This is a genomic window from Leucobacter rhizosphaerae (genome assembly GCF_022919175.1).
In the GTDB taxonomy this organism is placed as follows: Bacteria; Actinomycetota; Actinomycetes; order Actinomycetales; family Microbacteriaceae; genus Leucobacter; species Leucobacter rhizosphaerae.
In genome coordinates this window covers 756487-774903 of record NZ_CP095043.1, presented here as the reverse complement: position 1 = coordinate 774903, position 18417 = coordinate 756487, and the positions used below count along the sequence as shown (strand labels likewise).

General features: G+C 70.6%; 17 protein-coding genes, 1 tRNA gene and 1 pseudogene. 15 read left to right on the top strand and 4 right to left on the bottom strand.

Going from position 1 to position 18417, the window contains the following annotated elements:
* The first annotated feature begins 13 nt into the window (after nt 1-13).
* The 4 genes from trpB (at nt 14) to pyk (ending at nt 4698) form a co-directional block, all read left to right on the top strand.
* On the top strand, nt 14-1255 hold the full coding sequence (gene trpB / locus MUN76_RS03595; protein WP_244687215.1) for a tryptophan synthase subunit beta: 1242 nt from the start codon (nt 14-16) through the stop codon (nt 1253-1255).
* Nucleotides 1252-2049, top strand: coding sequence for a tryptophan synthase subunit alpha (trpA, locus tag MUN76_RS03590; protein WP_244687213.1), 798 nt, complete (start codon nt 1252-1254; stop codon nt 2047-2049). The genes trpB and trpA overlap by 4 nt, the downstream gene beginning before the upstream one ends.
* A gap of 111 nt (nt 2050-2160) precedes the next feature.
* On the top strand, nt 2161-3210 hold the full coding sequence (lgt, locus tag MUN76_RS03585) for a prolipoprotein diacylglyceryl transferase (protein WP_244687211.1): 1050 nt from the start codon (nt 2161-2163) through the stop codon (nt 3208-3210).
* 12 nt (nt 3211-3222) lie between these two features.
* Nucleotides 3223-4698, top strand: a complete 1476-nt coding sequence (pyk, locus tag MUN76_RS03580; protein ID WP_244687210.1) for a pyruvate kinase — start codon at nt 3223-3225, stop codon at nt 4696-4698.
* A gap of 15 nt (nt 4699-4713) precedes the next feature.
* Here pyk and MUN76_RS03575 read toward each other — a convergent pair whose 3' ends face one another.
* Complete coding sequence (locus MUN76_RS03575; RefSeq protein ID WP_244687208.1) at nt 4714-5112, bottom strand: VOC family protein; 399 nt, start codon at nt 5110-5112, stop codon at nt 4714-4716.
* A 54-nt stretch (nt 5113-5166) separates the two neighbouring features.
* Nucleotides 5167-6381, bottom strand: a complete 1215-nt coding sequence (locus MUN76_RS03570) for a glutamyl-tRNA reductase (RefSeq protein WP_244687206.1) — start codon at nt 6379-6381, stop codon at nt 5167-5169.
* A gap of 122 nt (nt 6382-6503) precedes the next feature.
* Here MUN76_RS03570 and hemE point away from each other — a divergent pair, with 122 nt between their 5' ends.
* The 6 genes and pseudogenes from hemE (at nt 6504) to MUN76_RS03535 (ending at nt 15000) form a co-directional block, all read left to right on the top strand.
* Nucleotides 6504-7682, top strand: a complete 1179-nt coding sequence (gene hemE / locus MUN76_RS03565) for a uroporphyrinogen decarboxylase (RefSeq protein WP_244687204.1) — start codon at nt 6504-6506, stop codon at nt 7680-7682.
* Between the two features lie 10 nt (nt 7683-7692).
* The gene (gene hemC, locus MUN76_RS15600; protein WP_429953108.1) at nt 7693-10293 is read left to right on the top strand and encodes a hydroxymethylbilane synthase; all 2601 of its coding nucleotides are present in this window, start codon (nt 7693-7695) and stop codon (nt 10291-10293) included.
* Nucleotides 10290-11099, top strand: coding sequence for a uroporphyrinogen-III synthase (locus MUN76_RS03550; protein ID WP_244687202.1), 810 nt, complete (start codon nt 10290-10292; stop codon nt 11097-11099). Before hemC ends, MUN76_RS03550 begins: the two co-directional genes overlap by 4 nt.
* Nucleotides 11096-12088 carry a porphobilinogen synthase gene (gene hemB, locus MUN76_RS03545; protein ID WP_256451804.1) on the top strand — a complete coding sequence of 331 codons (993 nt, stop codon included), beginning with the start codon at nt 11096-11098 and terminating at the stop codon, nt 12086-12088. Before MUN76_RS03550 ends, hemB begins: the two co-directional genes overlap by 4 nt.
* 20 nt (nt 12089-12108) lie before the next feature.
* Nucleotides 12109-13502: pseudogene (locus MUN76_RS03540) on the top strand (glutamate-1-semialdehyde 2,1-aminomutase).
* Entirely contained in the window at nt 13477-15000 is a 1524-nt protein-coding gene (locus MUN76_RS03535; protein WP_244687201.1) for a SulP family inorganic anion transporter, read from the top strand. The pseudogene MUN76_RS03540 and the gene MUN76_RS03535 overlap by 26 nt, the downstream one beginning before the upstream one ends.
* Before the next feature lie 26 nt (nt 15001-15026).
* Here the strand turns inward: MUN76_RS03535 and MUN76_RS03530 are convergent, their stop codons facing one another.
* Nucleotides 15027-15275: a hypothetical protein gene (locus MUN76_RS03530; RefSeq protein WP_244687199.1), complete on the bottom strand. Its 249-nt coding sequence runs from the start codon at nt 15273-15275 to the stop codon at nt 15027-15029.
* Between the two features lie 142 nt (nt 15276-15417).
* Here MUN76_RS03530 and MUN76_RS03525 point away from each other — a divergent pair, with 142 nt between their 5' ends.
* The 4 genes from MUN76_RS03525 to MUN76_RS03510 all read left to right on the top strand — a co-directional run bounded on the left by MUN76_RS03525 (nt 15418) and on the right by MUN76_RS03510 (nt 17398).
* On the top strand, nt 15418-16077 hold the full coding sequence (locus tag MUN76_RS03525; RefSeq protein ID WP_244687197.1) for a hypothetical protein: 660 nt from the start codon (nt 15418-15420) through the stop codon (nt 16075-16077).
* A 19-nt stretch (nt 16078-16096) separates the two neighbouring features.
* Nucleotides 16097-16507 carry a hypothetical protein gene (locus tag MUN76_RS03520; RefSeq protein ID WP_244687195.1) on the top strand — a complete coding sequence of 137 codons (411 nt, stop codon included), beginning with the start codon at nt 16097-16099 and terminating at the stop codon, nt 16505-16507.
* A gap of 139 nt (nt 16508-16646) precedes the next feature.
* Nucleotides 16647-16946 (top strand): hypothetical protein, encoded by a 300-nt coding sequence (locus MUN76_RS03515; RefSeq protein WP_244687193.1) that lies wholly within the window; start codon nt 16647-16649, stop codon nt 16944-16946.
* Nucleotides 16947-16948: 2 nt separating this feature from the next.
* Nucleotides 16949-17398, top strand: a complete 450-nt coding sequence (locus MUN76_RS03510) for a hypothetical protein (protein ID WP_244687191.1) — start codon at nt 16949-16951, stop codon at nt 17396-17398.
* A gap of 68 nt (nt 17399-17466) precedes the next feature.
* Here MUN76_RS03510 and MUN76_RS03505 read toward each other — a convergent pair.
* Nucleotides 17467-17551: transfer RNA gene (locus MUN76_RS03505), tRNA-Leu, on the bottom strand.
* Between the two features lie 161 nt (nt 17552-17712).
* Here MUN76_RS03505 and MUN76_RS03500 point away from each other — a divergent pair.
* Nucleotides 17713-18321, top strand: a complete 609-nt coding sequence (locus MUN76_RS03500) for an ANTAR domain-containing response regulator (protein WP_244687189.1) — start codon at nt 17713-17715, stop codon at nt 18319-18321.
* Nucleotides 18322-18417 lie beyond the last annotated feature (96 nt).

The following is an 18417-nucleotide window of genomic DNA, read 5'->3' as shown; positions in this document are numbered from 1 at the left end:
CGTGAGGTGGAGTATGACTGATCAGCTGAGCGACGGGGCTGCGTCACTGCGCTCCCAGTCGGGCCCCTTCTTCGGCGACTTCGGCGGGCGGTACATGCCCGAGTCCCTCATCGCCGCGATCGACGAGCTCACCGAGGCGTACGAGGCCGCGAAGCAGGATCCGGTCTTCCAGGCCGAACTGGTCGAGCTGCTGCACTCGTACGCCGGTCGGCCGTCGCCCATCACCGAGGTGCCGCGCTTCGCCGCGCACGCGGGCGGGGCGAGGATCTTCTTGAAGCGCGAGGACCTGAACCACACGGGCTCGCACAAGATCAACAACGTGCTCGGCCAGGCGCTCCTCACGCGCAAGCTCGGCAAGCAGCGTGTGATCGCCGAGACGGGCGCGGGTCAGCACGGTGTCGCCACAGCCACCGCCGCCGCCCTGTTCGGGCTGGACTGCACGATCTACATGGGCGAGGTCGACACCGAGCGCCAGGCGCTCAACGTCGCGCGTATGCGGCTGCTGGGCGCCGAGGTGATCCCGGTGACCACCGGATCCCGCACCCTCAAGGACGCGATCAACGAGGCGTACCGTGACTGGGTCGCGAGCGTGGATCGCACGAACTACATCTTCGGCACGGCGGCCGGACCGCACCCGTTCCCCGACATGGTGCGCGACTTCCAGAAGATCATCTCGGAGGAGGCCCGGGAGCAGCTCATCGCGAAGACCGGGCGCCTCCCCGATGCGGTGATCGCGTGCGTGGGCGGCGGGTCGAACGCGATCGGCATGTTCGACGCGTTCCTCGATGACGCCGAGGTCCGCCTCTACGGGGTCGAGGCCGCGGGCGACGGGATCGACACCGCACAGCACGCCGCCTCGATCGAGCGCGGCCGCCCCGGGATCCTGCACGGCGCCAAAACCTACGTGCTGCAGGATGAGGACGGCCAGACCATCGAGTCGCACTCGATCTCTGCGGGCCTCGACTACCCGGGTGTGGGGCCGGCGCACGCCTGGCTCTCCGACATCGGTCGCGCCCAGTACATCCCGGCGAGCGACGCGGAGGCGATGGAGGCGCTGCGCCTGCTGAGCCGCACCGAGGGTATCATCCCGGCGATCGAGTCGGCCCACGCGCTCGCTGGTGCGCTCCGCCTCGGCCGAGAGCTCGGCCCCGATGCGATCCTCGCCGTGAACCTCTCGGGGCGCGGGGACAAAGACATGGCAACGGCGGGCCGGTACTTCGGACTGCTCGACGGCACCGAAGGAATCGACGGATGAGCACGCACACTTCGACCGTCGCCGAGGCGATCCGCTCGGCGAAGCGGGAGCGGGCGGGTGCGCTCGTCGGCTACCTCCCGGTCGGCTTCCCGACCCTCGACGCCAGCGTGGACGCCGCGATCGCGATGGCGCGCAACGGCGCCGACGTGATCGAGCTCGGCGTGCCCTACTCCGACCCGGTGATGGACGGGCTCGTGATCCAGGAGGCGACGCACACCGCGCTCGAGGCCGGGTTCCGGCTGGCGCACGTGTTCGAGGCCGTGCGCCGGGTGCGCGAGGCCGTCGAGGTGCCGATCCTCGTCATGACGTACTGGAACCCGGTGCTGCAGTACGGGGTGGAGCGCTTCGCGCAGGAGCTCGCCGCCGCCGGTGGCGCCGGACTCATCACCCCCGACATCACGCCCGACGCGGCCGCCGAGTGGATCGAGGTCAGCGAGCGGGTCGGACTCGACCGGGTCTTCCTCGCCGCGCCGAGCTCGAGCGACGATCGCCTGCGGCTCGTGGCCGAGGCGACGACCGGCTTCGTCTACACCGTCTCGACCATGGGCATCACGGGGGAGCGGGCGCAGCTCGACGCCGCGGCCCGGGGGCTCACCGCCCGGCTGCGGGCGCAGGGCGCCGACCTCGCGTGCGTCGGGATCGGCATCTCCACGGCCGAGCAGGTGGCTGCAGCGCTCGAGTACGCGGACGGGGCGATCGTCGGCACCGTGTTCGTCCGTGCGCTCCGCGACGGCGGGGTGGAGCAGCTCGCCGCGACGGTGCGCGAGATCGCGGCCGGGACCGCTCGTCCGTGAGGGTTCCGCGCGGGAGCGCACGCTAGGATTGACCCGATACCCGCCGAGGAGAGCCCCGGTGGCCCAGCAAGCAGGTTCCAGCGACACGCGTCGCCGGCGAAAGAGACGTGAATGATTCTCCCGTTCAGTATTCCGAGCCCTGAGGTGCAGTTCCTCCAGATCGGCCCGTTGCGCATCTATTTCTACGCGCTGTGCATCATCGTCGGCATCATTCTGGCGGCGATCTGGACGGGGCGTCGTCTCGGACAGCGCGGCGGTGAGCGCGGCGCGGTCTTCGACTTCGTGGTCTGGTCGCTCGTGCTCGGGATCCTGGGCGCGCGGCTCTACCACGTCGTGACCCACTGGGGCGACTACTTCGGCGTCGGCAAGAACCCGCTCGAGATCTTCGCGTTCTGGAACGGCGGTATCGCCATCTTCGGTGCCCTGATCGGCGGCGGCATCGGCGTGCTGATCGCCTCGCGCCTCACCGGGATCCGCTTCTGGTCGTTTGCCGATGCCCTGGTGCCCGGCCTCCTGCTCGCGCAGGCCGTTGGCCGCCTCGGGAACTGGTTCAATCACGAGCTCTTCGGCGGACCGACGACGCTGCCGTGGGGGCTCGAGATCGAGATGGGCAATGCCGCGTTCCCGATCGGGCTGCCCGAGGGCACGCTGTTCCACCCCACGTTCCTCTACGAGGCGCTCTGGAACCTGCTGGGCATCGTCGTGCTGCTCGCGATCGAGCGCAAGTGGCGTCCTCGCTGGGGCCAGTTCTTCGCAATGTACCTCGTCTGGTACGGGCTCGGACGCGCGTTCACCGAGTCGCTCCGCGTCGACCCCAGCCTGCTCTTCCTGGGGCTCCGCACCAACGTGCTCGCCGCGCTGCTCGCTGCACTCCTGGGTGTGATCATCTTCTTCGTGCAGCGCCGTCGCCACGTCGGCATCGAGACGTCGCCATACCTCCCGGGTCGGCACAACCCCTCGGACGCGGTGCTGATCACGACCGCCGACCCCGACGAGTACTACCACGTCATCGACCGCGGTGATGCGGCCGACGGCGCCGCGTCGGATCTCGACTCGGCCGCGGATGCCGCGACCGACGGAGATGCGACCGACGGAGGCGCGGCCGACGGAGACGCCGCCGATCCCGTGACGACGACCGACGCGCCAGCCACCACCAAGTAAAGGACTGCATCTATGCGCCACGCCAAGATTGTTGCGACCTGGGGCCCTGCCGTATCCAGCTACGACCACACCCTCGACTTGATTCGGGCGGGCGTGAACGTGGCGCGACTGAACATGTCGCACGGCACGTACAACGTGCACGAGGGCATCTACCGCAACATCCGGCGTGCCGAGGCCGAGGTGGGTCGTCCCATCGCCGTCCTCGCCGACCTGCAGGGGCCGAAGATCCGGCTCGGCAAGTTCTCCGACGGACCGTACCAGTTGGCCGAGGGTGACGAGTTCGCGATCACCACCCGCGACATCATCGGGGATCGCTCCATCTGCGGCACCACCCACCAGGGTCTGCCCGGTGATGTGAAGCCCGGCGATCCGCTCCTCGTCGACGATGGCAAGGTCGGCCTCCGCGCCGTCCGCGTCACGGAGGACACGGTGTACACCGTCGTCGAGATCCCGGGTGCCGTGTCCAACAACAAGGGCATCAATCTTCCCGGAGTCGCCGTGAATGTCCCCGCCCTCTCCGACAAGGACGAGGAGGATCTCCGCTGGGCGATCGCGCTCGGGGCCGACTACATCGCGCTGTCGTTCGTCCGGGACGCCGCCGATATCACGCGAGTCCACGAGATCATGGACGAGGAGGGCGTGCGCCTCCCGGTGATCGCCAAGATCGAGAAGCCGCAGGCGGTCGAGCACCTCGAGGAGATCGTGCAGGCCTTCGACGGCATCATGGTCGCCCGCGGTGATCTCGGCGTGGAGCTGCCGCTCGAGCGCGTGCCGCTCGTGCAGGCCGAGGCCGTGACCCTGGCCCGCCGGAACGCCAAGCCCGTCATCGTGGCCACGCAGGTGCTCGAGTCGATGATCGAGAACCCCCGCCCGACGCGGGCCGAGGCTTCGGACTGCGCGAACGCGATCCTCGACGGCGCGGACGCCGTCATGCTCTCCGGCGAGACCAGCGTCGGCGCCTACCCGGTGGCGGCCGTTGCGACGATGGCCCGCATCATCGAGGCCACCGAGGAGCACGCCCTGGATCGGATCGAGCCCCTGGGTGCGGCGCCTCGCACGCAGGGCGGAGCGCTCACACTCGCGGCCTCGGAGGTCGCCGACTTCATCGGGGCGAAGTACATCTGCGTCTTCACTGAGTCGGGTGACACCGTGCGCCGCATGTCGCGACTGCGCCGCCCGATGCCCATCATCGGCTTCACCCCCGACCCCGAGACCCGCCGCCGTATGGAGCTCACCTGGGGCGCCCGCAGCTACCTGGTGGATCGCGTCGGCAGCACCGACGAGATGTTCGTGCAGGTGGACGAGGTGCTGCTCGACCACGATCGGGTCGAGATCGGCGACAAGGTCGTCATCATCGCCGGGTCCCCTCCCGGGGTCGTCGGCACGACGAACACGCTCCGCATCCACCGCATCGGCGAGTCGACGGGCCAGCTGCCCGAGGCCGGGCCGCGCAAGCACGTCATCGGCCGCGGCAAGGTCTTCGTCTAGTCGCGGTGCAGATCGTCAGTCGGCGGTCTGCTCCTGCTGGATCAGCTGGATCAGATTGCCGCAGGAGTCGTCGATCACGGCCGTCGTCACCGGTCCCATCGGGGTCGGCGGCTGCACGACGCGCACGCCCAACCGCTCCAGTCGGGCCACCTCCGCGATGATGTCGTCGACCGTGAACTGCGTGAACGGGATCCCGTCGTCGTAGAGCGCCCGAGTGAATACCGTGGACGCGGGGTGGCCCTGCGGTTCGAGGAGCAGCTCCGGGCCGTCCGGATCCTGGGGTGACACGACTGTGAGCCATCGCGCATCGCCGACCGGAATGTCGTGCCTGACCTGAAAACCGAGTTTCTCCGTGTAGAACCGGAAGGCCTGCTCTTGGTCCGGGACGTAGACGCTGGTGATCGTGATTCTCATGGGTGGCCCCCTCTGCTGCAGTGCCGGATCCGGGACGGACCCGTGATCAGCATGCTACGGGGTGACGCCGAAGAGTGCAGCCGCGGCCGCGGCTGCCTCGTCGCTCCGACCCTCGCGGCCCAGGGCGCGCACGCGCACGGAGGGCTCGTGGAGGAGGCGTCCGGCGAAGCGCCGGAGCGCGACCTCCGCCTCCACGGCATCGGGGGAGTCCGGGCCACCGCGCCGGGCGCGGCAGAGCTCCTCCTCGAGGATGCGGAAGACATGGTCGCGCAGTGCGACGACCGTGGGCACGGCGCCGAGCTCGGCGCGCGCCGACGTGAACTCGGCCGCGGACTCGCGCACGATCGTGAGCGCCTCCTGCTCCGCGCCGAGCTCGGTGATCGAGGCGTGCTTCGCGATCGTGGCCACGTCGAGCAGTTCGATGCCCGGCAGTTCGGCGGCGGAAGGGTCGACATTGCGCGGGACCCCGAGGTCGATGATGAGTCGCGGTGGCTCTGGGAGATCGAAGTCCCCGCGCGTCAGCACGGGATCGTTGGTGCTGGTGCAGGTGATCACGAGATCGGCGTCGCGGAGCGCGCGCGGCAGATCGCCGTCGGCGACGGCGGCGAGGTGGTGCGATGTGGCGAAGCCCTCGGCGCGACCCGAGGGAGAGAATACTTCGATGCGCTGCGCGCCCCGGGCGCGGAGCGCGGCCGTGGTGGCGCCCGCGTAGGCCCCGGTGCCGATCAGCAGCACGCGGGCCTCGCTCCACGCCGGAACGCGGTGCTCGGCGAGCACCAGGGCGAGGCGGACGAGCGAGCGGCCTTTCGACTGCAGCCCCGTGCGGTGCTTCACCTCTCGGGAGGCCCGAGCGGCGGTCTGGAACAGGCGCTCGAGCACGTCGGTGACGGTGCCCGCAGCCCGGGCGCGCGTGTGCGCACGCCGCACTTGGCCGGCGATCTCGCCCTCGCCGATGACCGCGGACTTGAGTCCCGAGGTGACGGCGAAGAGGTGTTCCGCGGCCTGGCCGTCGGTGTACCGGTCGGCGACGGCGGAGAGCTCGCGCCAGGGAATCCCGGTGGCGATCGAGAGACACGCGCACGCGTCGTCGAGCATGTCTTCCGGGGCGTCGAAGTACACCTCGAACCGATTGCAGGTGGCCACAATCACCTGACCATCCGCGATCGGCGTGTCGCGAAAGGTCGCGGAGATCGCGTCGCCGCAGCGCTCGATCTGCTCGAGCATGGGGAGGCCGGCGACCCGGTGGTCGATGGAGAGGCAAAGCAGCATAAGGATCTTCGAGAGTTCACAGCCGTGGTCGTGGCGAAAAGACGTTGCGGGAGGTACTCTACTACATCAGATGTGGCAGATCTGATGAATTAGATCAGATGTGTCGACTACCATCCCAGGTGATGCATACTCTCACCGTTTCCCCCGCGCCCACCGCCGCTTCCTCGCCGCGCGAAGGGCAATCGCTCGGCGCCGGTCACCCACTCAGCGCCGGGCTGACGAGCGACTCCGCTCTCGTCCGTGCGCTTCAAGGATACCGCCCCGAGCACACGCCTGTGTGGTTCATGCGCCAGGCCGGGCGCTCGCTTCCCGAGTACCGCGAGCTGCGGTCGGGCACTCGGATGCTCGAGGCCTGCGCGACCCCCGAGCTGGCCAGCGAGATCACCCTGCAGCCCTTGCGGCGGCACGGCGTCGACGCCGCGGTGTTCTTCAGCGACATCGTCGTGCCGCTCTCGCTCGTAGGCGTCGACGTCGACATCGTCCCGGGCCGGGGACCGGTGTTCGCCCAGCCGATCCGGTCGCGCGAGGACGTCGTGCGCTGCCGCGCCGAGTTCACTCCCGAGCGGCTGCGTGCGGCACTCGATCCCATCCGCGACGCGGTTGCGCTCACCACCGCCGAGCTGGGATCCACCCCGCTCATCGGTTTCGCGGGCGCGCCGTTCACCCTGGCCGCATACCTCGTCGAGGGCGGGCCTTCGCGCGACCATCTGCGCGCCCGCTCGCTCATGCACTCGGATCCCGAGACCTGGCGCGAGCTGCTCGAGTGGACCGCCGACCTCAGCGGTGTGTTCCTGCAGGCGCAGGTGGAGGCGGGCGCGAGCGCGGTGCAGCTCTTCGATTCCTGGGCGGGATCGCTCGGCGCGGAGGACTACCGCACGCACGTCGCTCCGGCCTCTCGGCGCACGCTCGACGCCGTGCGTCCCTACCGCTACCGTGACACCGAGCTCGAGGGATACACCTCGCTCGATCGTCGGGTCCCGATCATCCACTTCGCGGTGGGCTCAGGCCACCTGCTCGAGGAGCTCGCCGCCGTCGGTGTCAGCGCGCTCGGGGTCGACTGGCGCACTCCGCTCGATGAGGCGAGCCGGCTGCTCGGCGACGTGCTGCCGCTGCAGGGCAACATCAACCCGGCATATCTCGACGCGCCCCAGGCCGTGCTGGAGACGCATCTCCGTGACGTGCTGGCGCGCGGACGTCGGGCCCCCGGGCACGTGCTCAACCTCGGGCACGGCGTGCCGCCGGAGGCCGATCCCACGGTGCTGACCCGCATCGTCGAGTTCGCGCACGCGCACCGCGCCTGATCCCACAGCAATGACCGACGTTCGAGCCGCCATGTCGCACCGCGCTGCCGGCGCACGGCCGCACGTGGCGGTCGTCGGAGGCGGGGTGTCCGGACTCGTCGCCGCGCTCACGCTCGCCGAGCGCGGCATCCGGGTCTCGCTCTTCGACCGCAGTGCCGAGCTCGGCGGCCGAGTCTCCCGAGTCCGCCTCGCCGGCATCACCCTCGACACGGGCGCGGAGGCGTTCGCGACGCGGAACGGCACCGTCGTCGACTTCCTGGAGCGCATCGGGCTCGGCTCGGAGGTCGTGTACCCGGCCACGATCGGCTCCTGGGTCATCGCCGTCGGCCGCGCCGTGCCGCTGCCCGGTGGGGGAACGCTCGGGATCCCGAGCCACCCGCTCTCGCGCGGGGCGGTGCGTCTCCTCGGGGTGCGCGGTGCGGTGCGTGCCGCGTGCGAGCCGCTCCTGCCGCGGCGGGTCGGACGGAACGCGACCTCGCTCGGATCGCTCGTGCGCTCCCGGCTCGGCACCGCGGTGCTCGATCGGGTCGTGCGCCCGGTGACCCTCGGGGTCTATTCCACCGCGCCCGAGGACATGCCGCACTCGGCCATGCCGGCCCTTGCCGCCGCCTACGAGGAGCGCGGCTCGCTGCTGCACGCGGCACGCGCAGTGCGCGCGAGCACCGTCTCCGCGGGCGGCGCCGTCGCGGGCCTCCGCGGTGGCATGGGGGTGCTTATCGACCAGCTGCTCGACCGGGCGCGTGCACTCGGAGTCACGTGCCACACGGGCGTCGCCGTCGACCGGGTGCTGCCGGAGACGCCGGCCGCATCCGCGACCGCCGCACCCACGACGGCCGCCTACGTCCTCGTCGATGCGGCCGGAACGGAGCTCGCCTCCGCCGACGCGGTCGTGCTGGCGGTGCCCCGCACCACCGCAGTGCGGCTGTGGTCCACGGAGCTCGCCTCGCCCGGGCCCGGAGACACCGAGGCAGAAACCGAGGTCGAGACCGGGGTCGGCGACGTCGAGGTGGTCGTGCTCGTGCTCGACGAGCCGCGGCTCGACGCCGCACCGCGCGGCACCGGGGTGCTCGTCGCCCCCGACGCCGACAGCCGGATCGTCGCGAAGGCGCTGACGCACGTCACCGCGAAGTGGCCCGAGCGCGCACGCGAGGCCGGACCGGGGCGTCACGTGCTGCGCCTCTCCTACGGCCGGGTGGGCGACGTACCGGCCACCACGGGGCTCGATGATGCCGCCGTGCAGGAGCTCGCCCGCGCCGATGCCGAGCGGATCCTCGGCGTTCCACTCGTCCCATCCGGCGTGATCGCGATGCGCCGGGCGCGGTGGGCGATGAGCGCGCCGGATGCTCCCTCGGGCCTCGCGGCACCGTCCACGATCGTGCCGATCGGGGACTGGGTGTCGGGCACCGGGCTCGCGTCCGTGATCACCGACGCCGAGCGGGCCGCTCGAGAACTCGCGGCGGCCCTGCAGCTCACTCAGCCCGAACACCACAGCCCGACCGATCCCGACAGCCCGAATGAACTCCCGAAGGACGAACCAGCTATGCTAGCCTCCGTGCCCCCCACCGATCAGCCGGGCCGCGTTTTCCGCGCCGACGGCCCGATGGATGCCCGACCGGGCCTGATCCGGATCGGCACCCGCGGCAGCGCGCTGGCCCTGACGCAGACGACGACGGTCGCGCACGCGATCGCGGCGGCCACCGGGGCCGACGTCGCGCTCATCACGGTGACCACGCACGGCGACGTCTCCCGCGCCCCGCTTGCGCAGCTCGGCGGGACCGGGGTGTTCGTGAGCGCGCTGCGCGATGCCCTGCTCGAGGGGCGGTGCGACGTCGCGGTGCACTCGCTCAAGGATCTGCCGACCGGGCCGTGCCCGGGCATCGTGATCGGCGCGATCCCCGAGCGGGCGGACGCGCGCGACGCGCTGTGCGCCCGTGACGACTGGGGGCTCGACACGCTGCCCCCGGGCGCGCGGGTCGGCACCGGATCGCCGCGTCGCGCTGCGCAGCTGCGGTCCCGCCGGCCGGATCTCGACGTGCGCGACCTGCGCGGCAACGTCGATACCCGTCTCGGTCGCGTCGGCGTCGACCTCGACGCCGTGGTGCTCGCGGCCGCGGGCCTGGACCGGATCGGGCGCTCTTCGGCCATCAGCGAGCGCTTTCCCCTGGATGCGGTGCCGACGGCACCCGGGCAGGGAGCGCTGGCGGTGGAGGTGCGGACCGCGGCGCTCGACGAGCCGATCATGGCGTCGGCGCTCGGGGCGCTCGACGATCCGGAGACCCGTGCCTGCGCCGTCGCGGAACGGACGCTGCTCGGCACCCTCGAGGCCGGGTGCGCGGCACCGATCGGGGCTTGGGCGAGGATCGAAGGTGGGGCGCTGCACCTCACGGCCGCCGTGTACCGCCTCGATGGCAGCGACCAGCTCGTGGTCACGGAGTCCGCGCCGGTGCCGTCCGCGCCGCTGACGCCCGGCCCCACGCCGCGCCCCCTGAGCCCCGAAGCGCAGGCACTGCAGGCCGTCGGTGAATCACTCGGTGCGCGAGTCGCCGGAACACTGTTGGCGCAGGGCGCGGCCGAGCTCGCACCACTCGGACCTCCCCGGAGCGGCGCGTGACCGCGGCCCTCGGGGACCAGTCGCTCGCGGGCACGCGCGTGCATGTGCTGCGCGGGGGGCCATGGGGCGCCTCGGTCGCCGCCCGGATTCGCGAGCGCGGCGGTGTCGCCCGGATGACCGAGCTGCTCCGGATCGCGCCCGCGGATCCCGAGCCGCTCGGAGCGGCGGCCGAGGCCTGGAACCGGGGCGAGCACGACCTCCTCGTGGTGACGAGCGCGAACGGTGCCGAAGCGTTCGCCGATGCCGGGGGACAGCCGAGATCGGGCGGCCGCGTCGCGGCCGTGGGCCCGGCGACGGCGGCGGCACTGCGGCGGCGCGGCTTCGCGATCGACGTGCTGCCTGAGTCGGTCTTCTCCGCGAGTGGACTCGCCGAGGCGCTGCGAGGAGAGGCTCCGCTCGACGTGCTGCTCCCGATCTCGGAGCTCGCGGACGACACCCTGGAGCGCGCCCTCGAACGAGCAGGGCACCGCGTGCATCGGGTCACCGCCTATCGAACCGCGATCGTGGCTCCCGGGGCGGACCCGTTCGGCGGCTCCGACGCCACCCCGGGCGGCGCTGCGGCAGCACGCGAGGTGATCCTGATCACGAGCGCCTCAGCCGCGCGCGCCGTCGCGGAGCACTTGCAGCCGCTGCCGAGCGGCGTCATGCTCGCGGCGATCGGCGATCCCTCGGCCCGAGAGCTCGACCGGCTCGGCCTGCACGCCGATGTCGTCGCGCCGACCCACACCATCCCCGGACTCCTGGACGCACTGGGTGCGTCCCTCCCAGACCTCCGAACGACCCCCACCGAAGGACCGCAGACATGATCCCCACGCCGCTCCCCAGCACTCCGCACGCTCGCCCACGGCGGCTGCGCGCGACCCCGGCGATGCGCCGCCTCGTTGCGGAGACGCACGTGCACGCGCGCCAGCTCATCCTGCCGATGTTCGTGCGCGAGGGGCTCGCGGAGCCCCGCCCGATCGCCTCCATGCCGGGCGTGCAGCAGCACACGGTGGATTCGCTGCGCCGAGCTGCGGTGGAGGCCGCCGAAGCGGGCATCGGGGGTGTGATGCTCTTCGGAGTGCCCCAGGTGCGCGACGCGGTCGGCAGCGCCGCGGACGACCCGGAGGGGATCCTCAACGTCGCTACTCGTGCGGTCGCGGAAGAGGTGGGCGACGCGCTCGTCGTGCAGACCGATCTCTGCCTCGACGAGTTCACGGATCACGGCCACTGCGGGGTGCTGGATCAGCGCGGTGCCGTCGACAACGACGCGACGCTCGAGCGCTACCGCGCGATGGCGATCGCGCAGGCGGAAGCGGGATCGGCGCTGCTGGGGCTCTCCGGCATGATGGACGGTCAGGTCGCCGCGGTGCGTGAGACCCTGGACGCCGCGGGGCACACCGACACCGCGATTCTCGCCTACGCCGCCAAGTACGCGTCGGCGTTCTACGGTCCGTTCCGCGAGGCCGTCGACTCGCAGCTCACGGGGGATCGACGGAGCTACCAGCAGGATCCGGCGAACCGTCGCGAGGGCCGCTACGAGGCCCGGCTCGACCTCGCCGAGGGCGCCGACGTGCTCATGGTGAAGCCGGCGATGTCGTACCTGGACGTGCTCGCGGACGTCGCCGCCGAGAGCCCCGTGCCGGTCTGGGCCTACCAGGTCTCCGGTGAGGCTGCGATGATCGAGGCCGCCGCCGCGAACGGGTGGATCGACCGGCAGCGGGCGATCGAGGAGAGCGTCATCAGTATCCGCCGCGCGGGGGCCGATGCCGTCCTCAGCTATTTCGCCGTCGAGATTGCGGGGTGGCTCCGTTGAGCGCCGAAATCGCAGGCCGCATCACCACCGCGCGTAGCGCCGGATTCGCTGAGCGGGCCGGCCGGGTGATCCCCGGCGGGGTGAACTCACCGGTGCGCGCGTTCGGCTCCGTCGGGGGGACTCCGCGGTTCCTCGTGTCCGGTCGAGGTGCGATGGTCACCGACGTCGACGGTGCCGAGTACGTCGATCTCGTCGCGTCGTGGGGCCCCGCGCTCCTCGGCCATGCGCACCCGGCGGTCGTCGAGGCCGTGCAGGCTGCCGCCGCCCGGGGCCTCGGGTTCGGCGCCTCCGTGCCGCAGGAGGCGGAGCTCGCCGAGGAGATCATCGCCCGGGTGCCCGCAGTTGAACGCGTTCGGCTCGTGTCGACGGGCACGGAAGCGACCATGACCGCGATCCGCATCGCCCGTGGCGCCACCGGGCGTCCGCTCCTCATCAAGTTCGCCGGGCACTACCACGGCCACTCCGACGGGCTGCTCGCCGAGGCGGGATCCGGACTCGCCACCCTCGCGATGCCGGGCTCGGCCGGCGTCACCGCCGAGACGGCCGCGCAGACCCTCGTGCTGCCCTACAACGACGTCCCGGCGCTGGAGGCGGCGTTCGCGGCCCACGGCGATCGCATCGCGGCGGTGATCGCCGAGGCGGCCGCGGCGAACATGGGCGTACTGCCCCGGCCCCCGGGTTCACGGCAGCCATGATCGACGTCGCGCACCGGCATGGTGCCCTGGTGATCCTCGACGAGGTGCTCACCGGGTTCCGCGCGGGGCCGTCCGGGTACTGGGGACTGGAGCAGTCGCAGGTGCCCGACGGTGCTGCACCGGATCTCCTGACCTTCGGCAAGGTCGTCGGCGGCGGCCTGCCGCTCGCCGCCGTCGGCGGTCGCCGGGAGCTCATGGAGCTCCTCGCGCCGCTCGGCCCGGTGTACCAGGCCGGCACGCTCTCGGGCAATCCGGTGGCCGTGGCGGCCGGGCTCACCACCCTGCGCCACGCGGATGCTGCCGCGTACGCCCGGCTCGACACCGCGGCGAGTGCGCTGCGCGGCGCCGTCGCCGAGGCGCTCACCCGGGCGGGCGTGCCGCACCGCGTGCAGTCGGCGGGCACCCTGTTCAGCGTGCTCTTCGGCGAGTACCCGGATGCCCCCACCGGGTACACTGAGGTGCAGCGGCAGGAGACGTGGCGCCACCGGGCGTTCTTCCACACGATGCTCGACGGCGGAGTGAACCTTCCGCCCAGCGCCTTCGAGGCGTGGTTCGTCACCGCGGCGCACGACGACGAGGCGCTCCAGCGCATCGCCGACGTGCTGCCCGCCGCTGCACGGGCCGCTGCCGCGGCGACGCCACCGTCCGCGGAACCCGGGATCGGGTCAGGATCGAGTACATCGGAGACAGCGCATGACCCAAGGAGCCACACCGACTGACGCGCCCGCGCGGTACCGGCCCCAGCCCACCGTGGGGCAGGTGCTGCGCTCGCCGCGGCTGCTCACCCGGGAGGCGCTCGCCGGGCTGGTCGTGGGGCTCGCGCTGATCCCCGAGGCCATCTCGTTCTCCATCATCGCGGGGGTCGACCCGAAGATCGGACTGTTCTCCTCCTTCATCATGGCGGTGGCCATCGCGTTCCTGGGCGGCAGGCCCGCGATGATCACCGCGGCGACCGGGGCGGTCGCGCTCGTGGTCGCCCCGATCGCCCCCGCCTACGGCCTCGACTATCTGATCGCGACGATCATCCTCGCCGGCGTCATCCAGATCGCGCTCGCCCTGCTCGGGGTCGCCAAGCTCATGCGCTTCATTCCGCGCAGCGTGATGGTCGGGTTCGTCAACTCCCTCGCGATCCTCGTGTTCATCGCGCAGGTGCCGCACCTCATCGGCGTGCCCTGGCTCGTCTACCCGCTCGTCGCGGCGGGGATCCTCGTCATCATCCTGATGCCGCGGATCACCCGGGCGATCCCGGCGCCGCTGATCTCCGTCATCGTGATCACGACGGCGGCCGTGATGTTCGCGATCCACGTGCCGACGGTGGGCGACCAGGGAGAGCTGCCGCGCAGCCTGCCGGAGCTCTTCGTCCCCGGCGTTCCGCTCACCTGGGAGACGCTGACCATCATCGGCCCCTACGCACTCGCGGTCGCGGTCGTGGGTCTCATGGAATCGCTGCTCACGGCGAAGCTCGTTGACGAGATCACGGACACGCACTCGAACAAGACTCGCGAGTCTTGGGCGCAGGGCGTCGCCAATATGCTGTCCGGATTCTTCGGCGGCATGGGCGGATGCGCCGTCATCGGGCAGACCATGATGAACGTCAAGGTGTCCGGCGCGCGAACCCGGGTCTCGACCTTTCTCGCGGGGGTGTTCCTGCTCGTGCTCGTCGTGGCGCTCGGCGACGTCGTGAGCATCATTCCCATGGCCGCGCTCGTGGCGGTGATGATCATGGTGTCGGTCGCCGCGTTCGACTGGCACAGCATCGCGCCGAGCACGCTCCGTCGCATGCCGAAGAGCGAGACGGGCGTGATGATCACCACGGTGCTCGTGGTGGTGCTCACCCACAACCTCGCGATCGGCGTGATCGCGGGCGTACTGGTCGCCTCGGTGCTGTTCGTGCGCCGCGTGGCGCACGTCGTGGTGGTCGACCGGACGGAGTTCACAGACGACGGGATGCCCGGGGTGCGCTACGCCGTGCGCGGCGAGCTGTTCTTCGCGTCGAGCAACGATCTCACGACCCTGTTCGAGTACGGTCGGGATCCCGAGCGGATTGTCATCGATATGTCCGCGTCGCACATCTGGGACGCGTCGTCCGTCGCGGCGCTCGACGCGATCGAGACGAAGTATGCGCAACGGGGCGCGACCGTGGAGATCGTCGGCATGAACGATCGCACGTCCGCGCTCCACTCGCGTCTGTCAGGCGGGTTCGGCGCGAGGGAGTAGCCCGGGGGAAGTGCCGAAGAAGGGCGCTACGCCTCTTCGTTCGGCGTCGGGGTCTTCTCGCCCGTCTCCGGGTGGCGGATCAGACCCGGATCCTCCATGCCGCGACGGGGATTCTGCTCCTCCGCCTCCGCGGCGTAGGACTCGGTGGATCCGTCGAGGACGGGGTGATCGAGCGTTTCGCCGTGCCGCGAGTGGGAGATCGTTCCCTCGCCGTTGGCGGCCTCGTGAGCGGACTCGCCGTGCGGCACGTGCGCGTCGGGGTTCGATGCGTTCATGGTGCTCCTCCTCGGTTCGGGATCTGCAAATCGGTGACTTCAGCGTACGGCCAGACGGACCGTGATTCCAAGAGTCTGACGGGTCTGCCAGGCAACGTGCGAGGGCCTCGCGCTCGGACGAGCGGAACGCTACGATGTGGCCATGATGCACCGCAGCCGTCCTCGTGCCACCCGGGTGGGGTGGGGGCTCGTCACCGTCGTCGCGGTTGTGGTGCTCACGGCGTGCGCCCCCGCGGCACCGTCCTCGACGGAGGCCGCGACGCCTCGACCTTCAGTGACCCCGTCACCGTCGTCGTCATCGCCGACTCCGGCACCGGGCACTGACGGCGTCTCCTCGTTCGTCCTTCCCGACTGCGCGGAGTTGATCTCAGATGCCGAGGTGCAGGCACTCACCTCGGATCCGGGCTATGTCTCATTGCCCGACATCTCCGAGGGTCTGCCGTTTCTGCTGGAGTACGGTTTCGGACCGGTCGCCGGTGATGCGTTCACCCAGGCCGCGCAATCGGAGATCTGCGGCTGGGGGATCAAGGACAGCGGCATCGTCGACCAGGTCTTGGTGGCCGAACTCTCCGACGCGGAGAGGGCGTCGCTCGAGACCGCACTCGCCGATTCTGCGTTCACCCGGACGGTGGTCGGTGAGTCGACCATATACGCGCATCATTCGACGGAGGGGATCGCCCCGCTGTACCGGTGGTACATCTTCCAGGGCACCATTTGGATCGCAAATTTCTCGTCGACGGGATATGAGGGGTTCGGCGATGCCGCGCTCGCCGCGGTGCTCGAGGCGAATGCCACCGCATAGAGCGTGGCGAACTCTCCTCATGCACCGCCCGACCCCGCTGGACCTGGTCGATGTGCTGGTGTACCTCGTGGTGCTCGGCACGTTCACCCAGCTGTTCCCCGCGGTGATCAGCGAGTCGTTCCTCGCGTCCCTCGTGACCGCGGTGCTCTTCAAGGTCGTGCTCGAGGTTGCCGTCGCCGGGAAGACTCAGCTGATCGCGCGCATCAGGGATGCGGAGCGACCGACGGTGCGTATCGGAGCGGCGATCGGCCTGATCATCGTGGCAGCCGGAAGCAAAGCGCTGATCCTGTGGCTCACCGACCTCGTGCTCGGTGACGCGGTGGTGCTCGGCGGATTCTTCTCGGTCACCCTGCTGGTCGTCACGCTGATGCTCGCTCGCACCGGTGTCCGTGCCCTGCTGCAGCGCGAGGGAAGCGCCTCGAAACCCTGATACGGTGGCCCGGTGGTCACCGCAGCAATCATCTCCTGGTCCATCTTCGCCGCCGCGGGTGTCGTCGTGGGCATCGCCCTCTGGGTCAACGCGCGCAACAAGCGCAAGTAAAATCCGACGCAGCCGATACACTTCGGGCATGAGCGCCCCGCAGTCCGGCCCCGGTTCTGAACCCTCGACCCACCGCGCCCTGCACGGAACGGCGCTCGTCGCCGGGCTGCTCGCCCTCGGGGTGCTGTTCACCGGACCGTCGGGCGTACCCGGATACCTCATCAGTATCGGGATCGGCGCGGTTGCCCTCTACATCGGTCATCGAGCCGTGGCGCGGTCCGGGCCGCTTCGGTGGGCGGCGATCGTGGGTCTGGTGCTGTCGTACCTGCAGGTGCTGGTATCGGTGGGGCTCCTCGCGGCCCGACTCGGCCGCCTCTTCGCGGGGTAGGCGTGGGATTCTCGATCCTCGGCCTCGCGGTGAGCGTCGCCGTGCTCGCGCCGAATCTTCTGCTGCTCATCTGGCCACCCCACCCGTCGCTTCCACGGGTCTTCGCACCGCGCCCGCTCGCCTGGACGGAGCGCGCCGGGCAAGCGCTCTGTATGGTGGTGCCGGCAACGACCACGGCAGGTCCGATTCTGCTCGGCTGGAGCGCCCCGCTTGTGGTCTCGGTGTTCGGGTACTGGCTGCTGTGGGGACGGTACGCGCGGCTTCGGACGCCCGCCGCGCTGTTCGGGCCGGTGCGGGGAATCCCGGTGCCGATGGCGATCCTGCCGGTCGCCGCATTCCTGTCGTGCGCGATGCTGCTCAGCAACCCGTGGATCACGGTCGCTGCGGTGGTGCTCGCGAGTGGGCACATTCCCGTCTCGCTCCTTCGAGCGAGGGCGCTGCACGTCGACTGACGCTGCGAGTTCTACGAGCTCCACGGTGCCCGCGAGTCCGTCCCGAGGGACGACAGGGACCCAGGTGATGGTGCCGGATAAGGGACTTGAACCCTTACGTCTTTCGACAACGCATTTTGAGTGCGCCGCGTCTGCCAATTCCGCCAATCCGGCCGATCTTCACTTGTGCGGACCGCGCGGTGCACCCGTGAACGGGGCTCGAGCGAGGTCCGGAGACCACCATATCGCAGCTTCGGCGCTGCAGAATCTTCAGCGCGTCGCCGATCCCGGCTTGTCCGGGCATCTCACCAGGCAAAGCCGCTAAGCTGGATCTCGTGAATGACCAGAGCACTGCCCCGAGCGCCCCGCGTCGCGTTGTCGTCGCGGAAGACGAGTCCCTGATCCGCCTCGACATCGTGGAGACCCTCCGCGACAACGGCTTTGATGTGGTCGGCGAGGCCGGCGACGGTGAGACCGCCGTGCGTCTCGTCGAGGAGCTGCTGCCCGACGTGGTGGTCATGGACGTCAAGATGCCCCAGCTCGACGGCATCTCCGCCGCGGAGCGCATCAACAAGAACCACCTGGCACCCGTGGTGCTGCTCACGGCGTTCAGCCAGCGCGAGCTCGTGGAGCGCGCCAGCGAGGCCGGTGCGCTGGCCTACGTGGTGAAGCCCTTCACCCCGGCCGACCTGCTGCCCGCCATCGAGATCGCACTCTCCCGCTTCCAGCAGATCGTCGCTCTCGAGAGTGAGGTCTCCGACCTCGCCGAGCGCTTCGAGACCCGTAAGCTCGTAGACCGCGCCAAGGGCATCCTGAACGACAAGATGGGTCTCAGCGAGCCCGAGGCGTTCCGCTGGATCCAGAAGGCGTCGATGGACCGCCGCCTCACCATGCAGGACGTGGCGAAGACCATCATCGACCAGCTCGGCGCCAAGAAGGACTAGTCCCCGCGACGCCGCAGAGGCCCCGGATCCCGCGCGTGCCGGATCCGGGGCCTCTGTCATTCCCTCGTGCGTCGCGCCGCTGCGCGCCCTGACGGA

Bases quoted from the DNA above. Each gene is read 5' to 3' on its own strand.
- trpB (WP_244687215.1), top strand. From the start codon at position 14: ATGACTGATCAGCTGAGCGACGGGGCTGCGTCACTGCGCTCCCAGTCG.
- trpA (WP_244687213.1), top strand. From the start codon at position 1,252: ATGAGCACGCACACTTCGACCGTCGCCGAGGCGATCCGCTCGGCGAAG.
- lgt (WP_244687211.1), top strand. From the start codon at position 2,161: ATGATTCTCCCGTTCAGTATTCCGAGCCCTGAGGTGCAGTTCCTCCAG.
- pyk (WP_244687210.1), top strand. From the start codon at position 3,223: ATGCGCCACGCCAAGATTGTTGCGACCTGGGGCCCTGCCGTATCCAGC.
- MUN76_RS03575 (WP_244687208.1), bottom strand. From the start codon at position 5,112: ATGAGAATCACGATCACCAGCGTCTACGTCCCGGACCAAGAGCAGGCC.
- MUN76_RS03570 (WP_244687206.1), bottom strand. From the start codon at position 6,381: ATGCTGCTTTGCCTCTCCATCGACCACCGGGTCGCCGGCCTCCCCATG.
- hemE (WP_244687204.1), top strand. From the start codon at position 6,504: ATGCATACTCTCACCGTTTCCCCCGCGCCCACCGCCGCTTCCTCGCCG.
- hemC (WP_429953108.1), top strand. From the start codon at position 7,693: ATGACCGACGTTCGAGCCGCCATGTCGCACCGCGCTGCCGGCGCACGG.
- hemB (WP_256451804.1), top strand. From the start codon at position 11,096: ATGATCCCCACGCCGCTCCCCAGCACTCCGCACGCTCGCCCACGGCGG.
- MUN76_RS03535 (WP_244687201.1), top strand. From the start codon at position 13,477: ATGACCCAAGGAGCCACACCGACTGACGCGCCCGCGCGGTACCGGCCC.
- MUN76_RS03530 (WP_244687199.1), bottom strand. From the start codon at position 15,275: ATGAACGCATCGAACCCCGACGCGCACGTGCCGCACGGCGAGTCCGCT.
- MUN76_RS03525 (WP_244687197.1), top strand. From the start codon at position 15,418: ATGATGCACCGCAGCCGTCCTCGTGCCACCCGGGTGGGGTGGGGGCTC.
- MUN76_RS03520 (WP_244687195.1), top strand. From the start codon at position 16,097: ATGCACCGCCCGACCCCGCTGGACCTGGTCGATGTGCTGGTGTACCTC.
- MUN76_RS03515 (WP_244687193.1), top strand. From the start codon at position 16,647: ATGAGCGCCCCGCAGTCCGGCCCCGGTTCTGAACCCTCGACCCACCGC.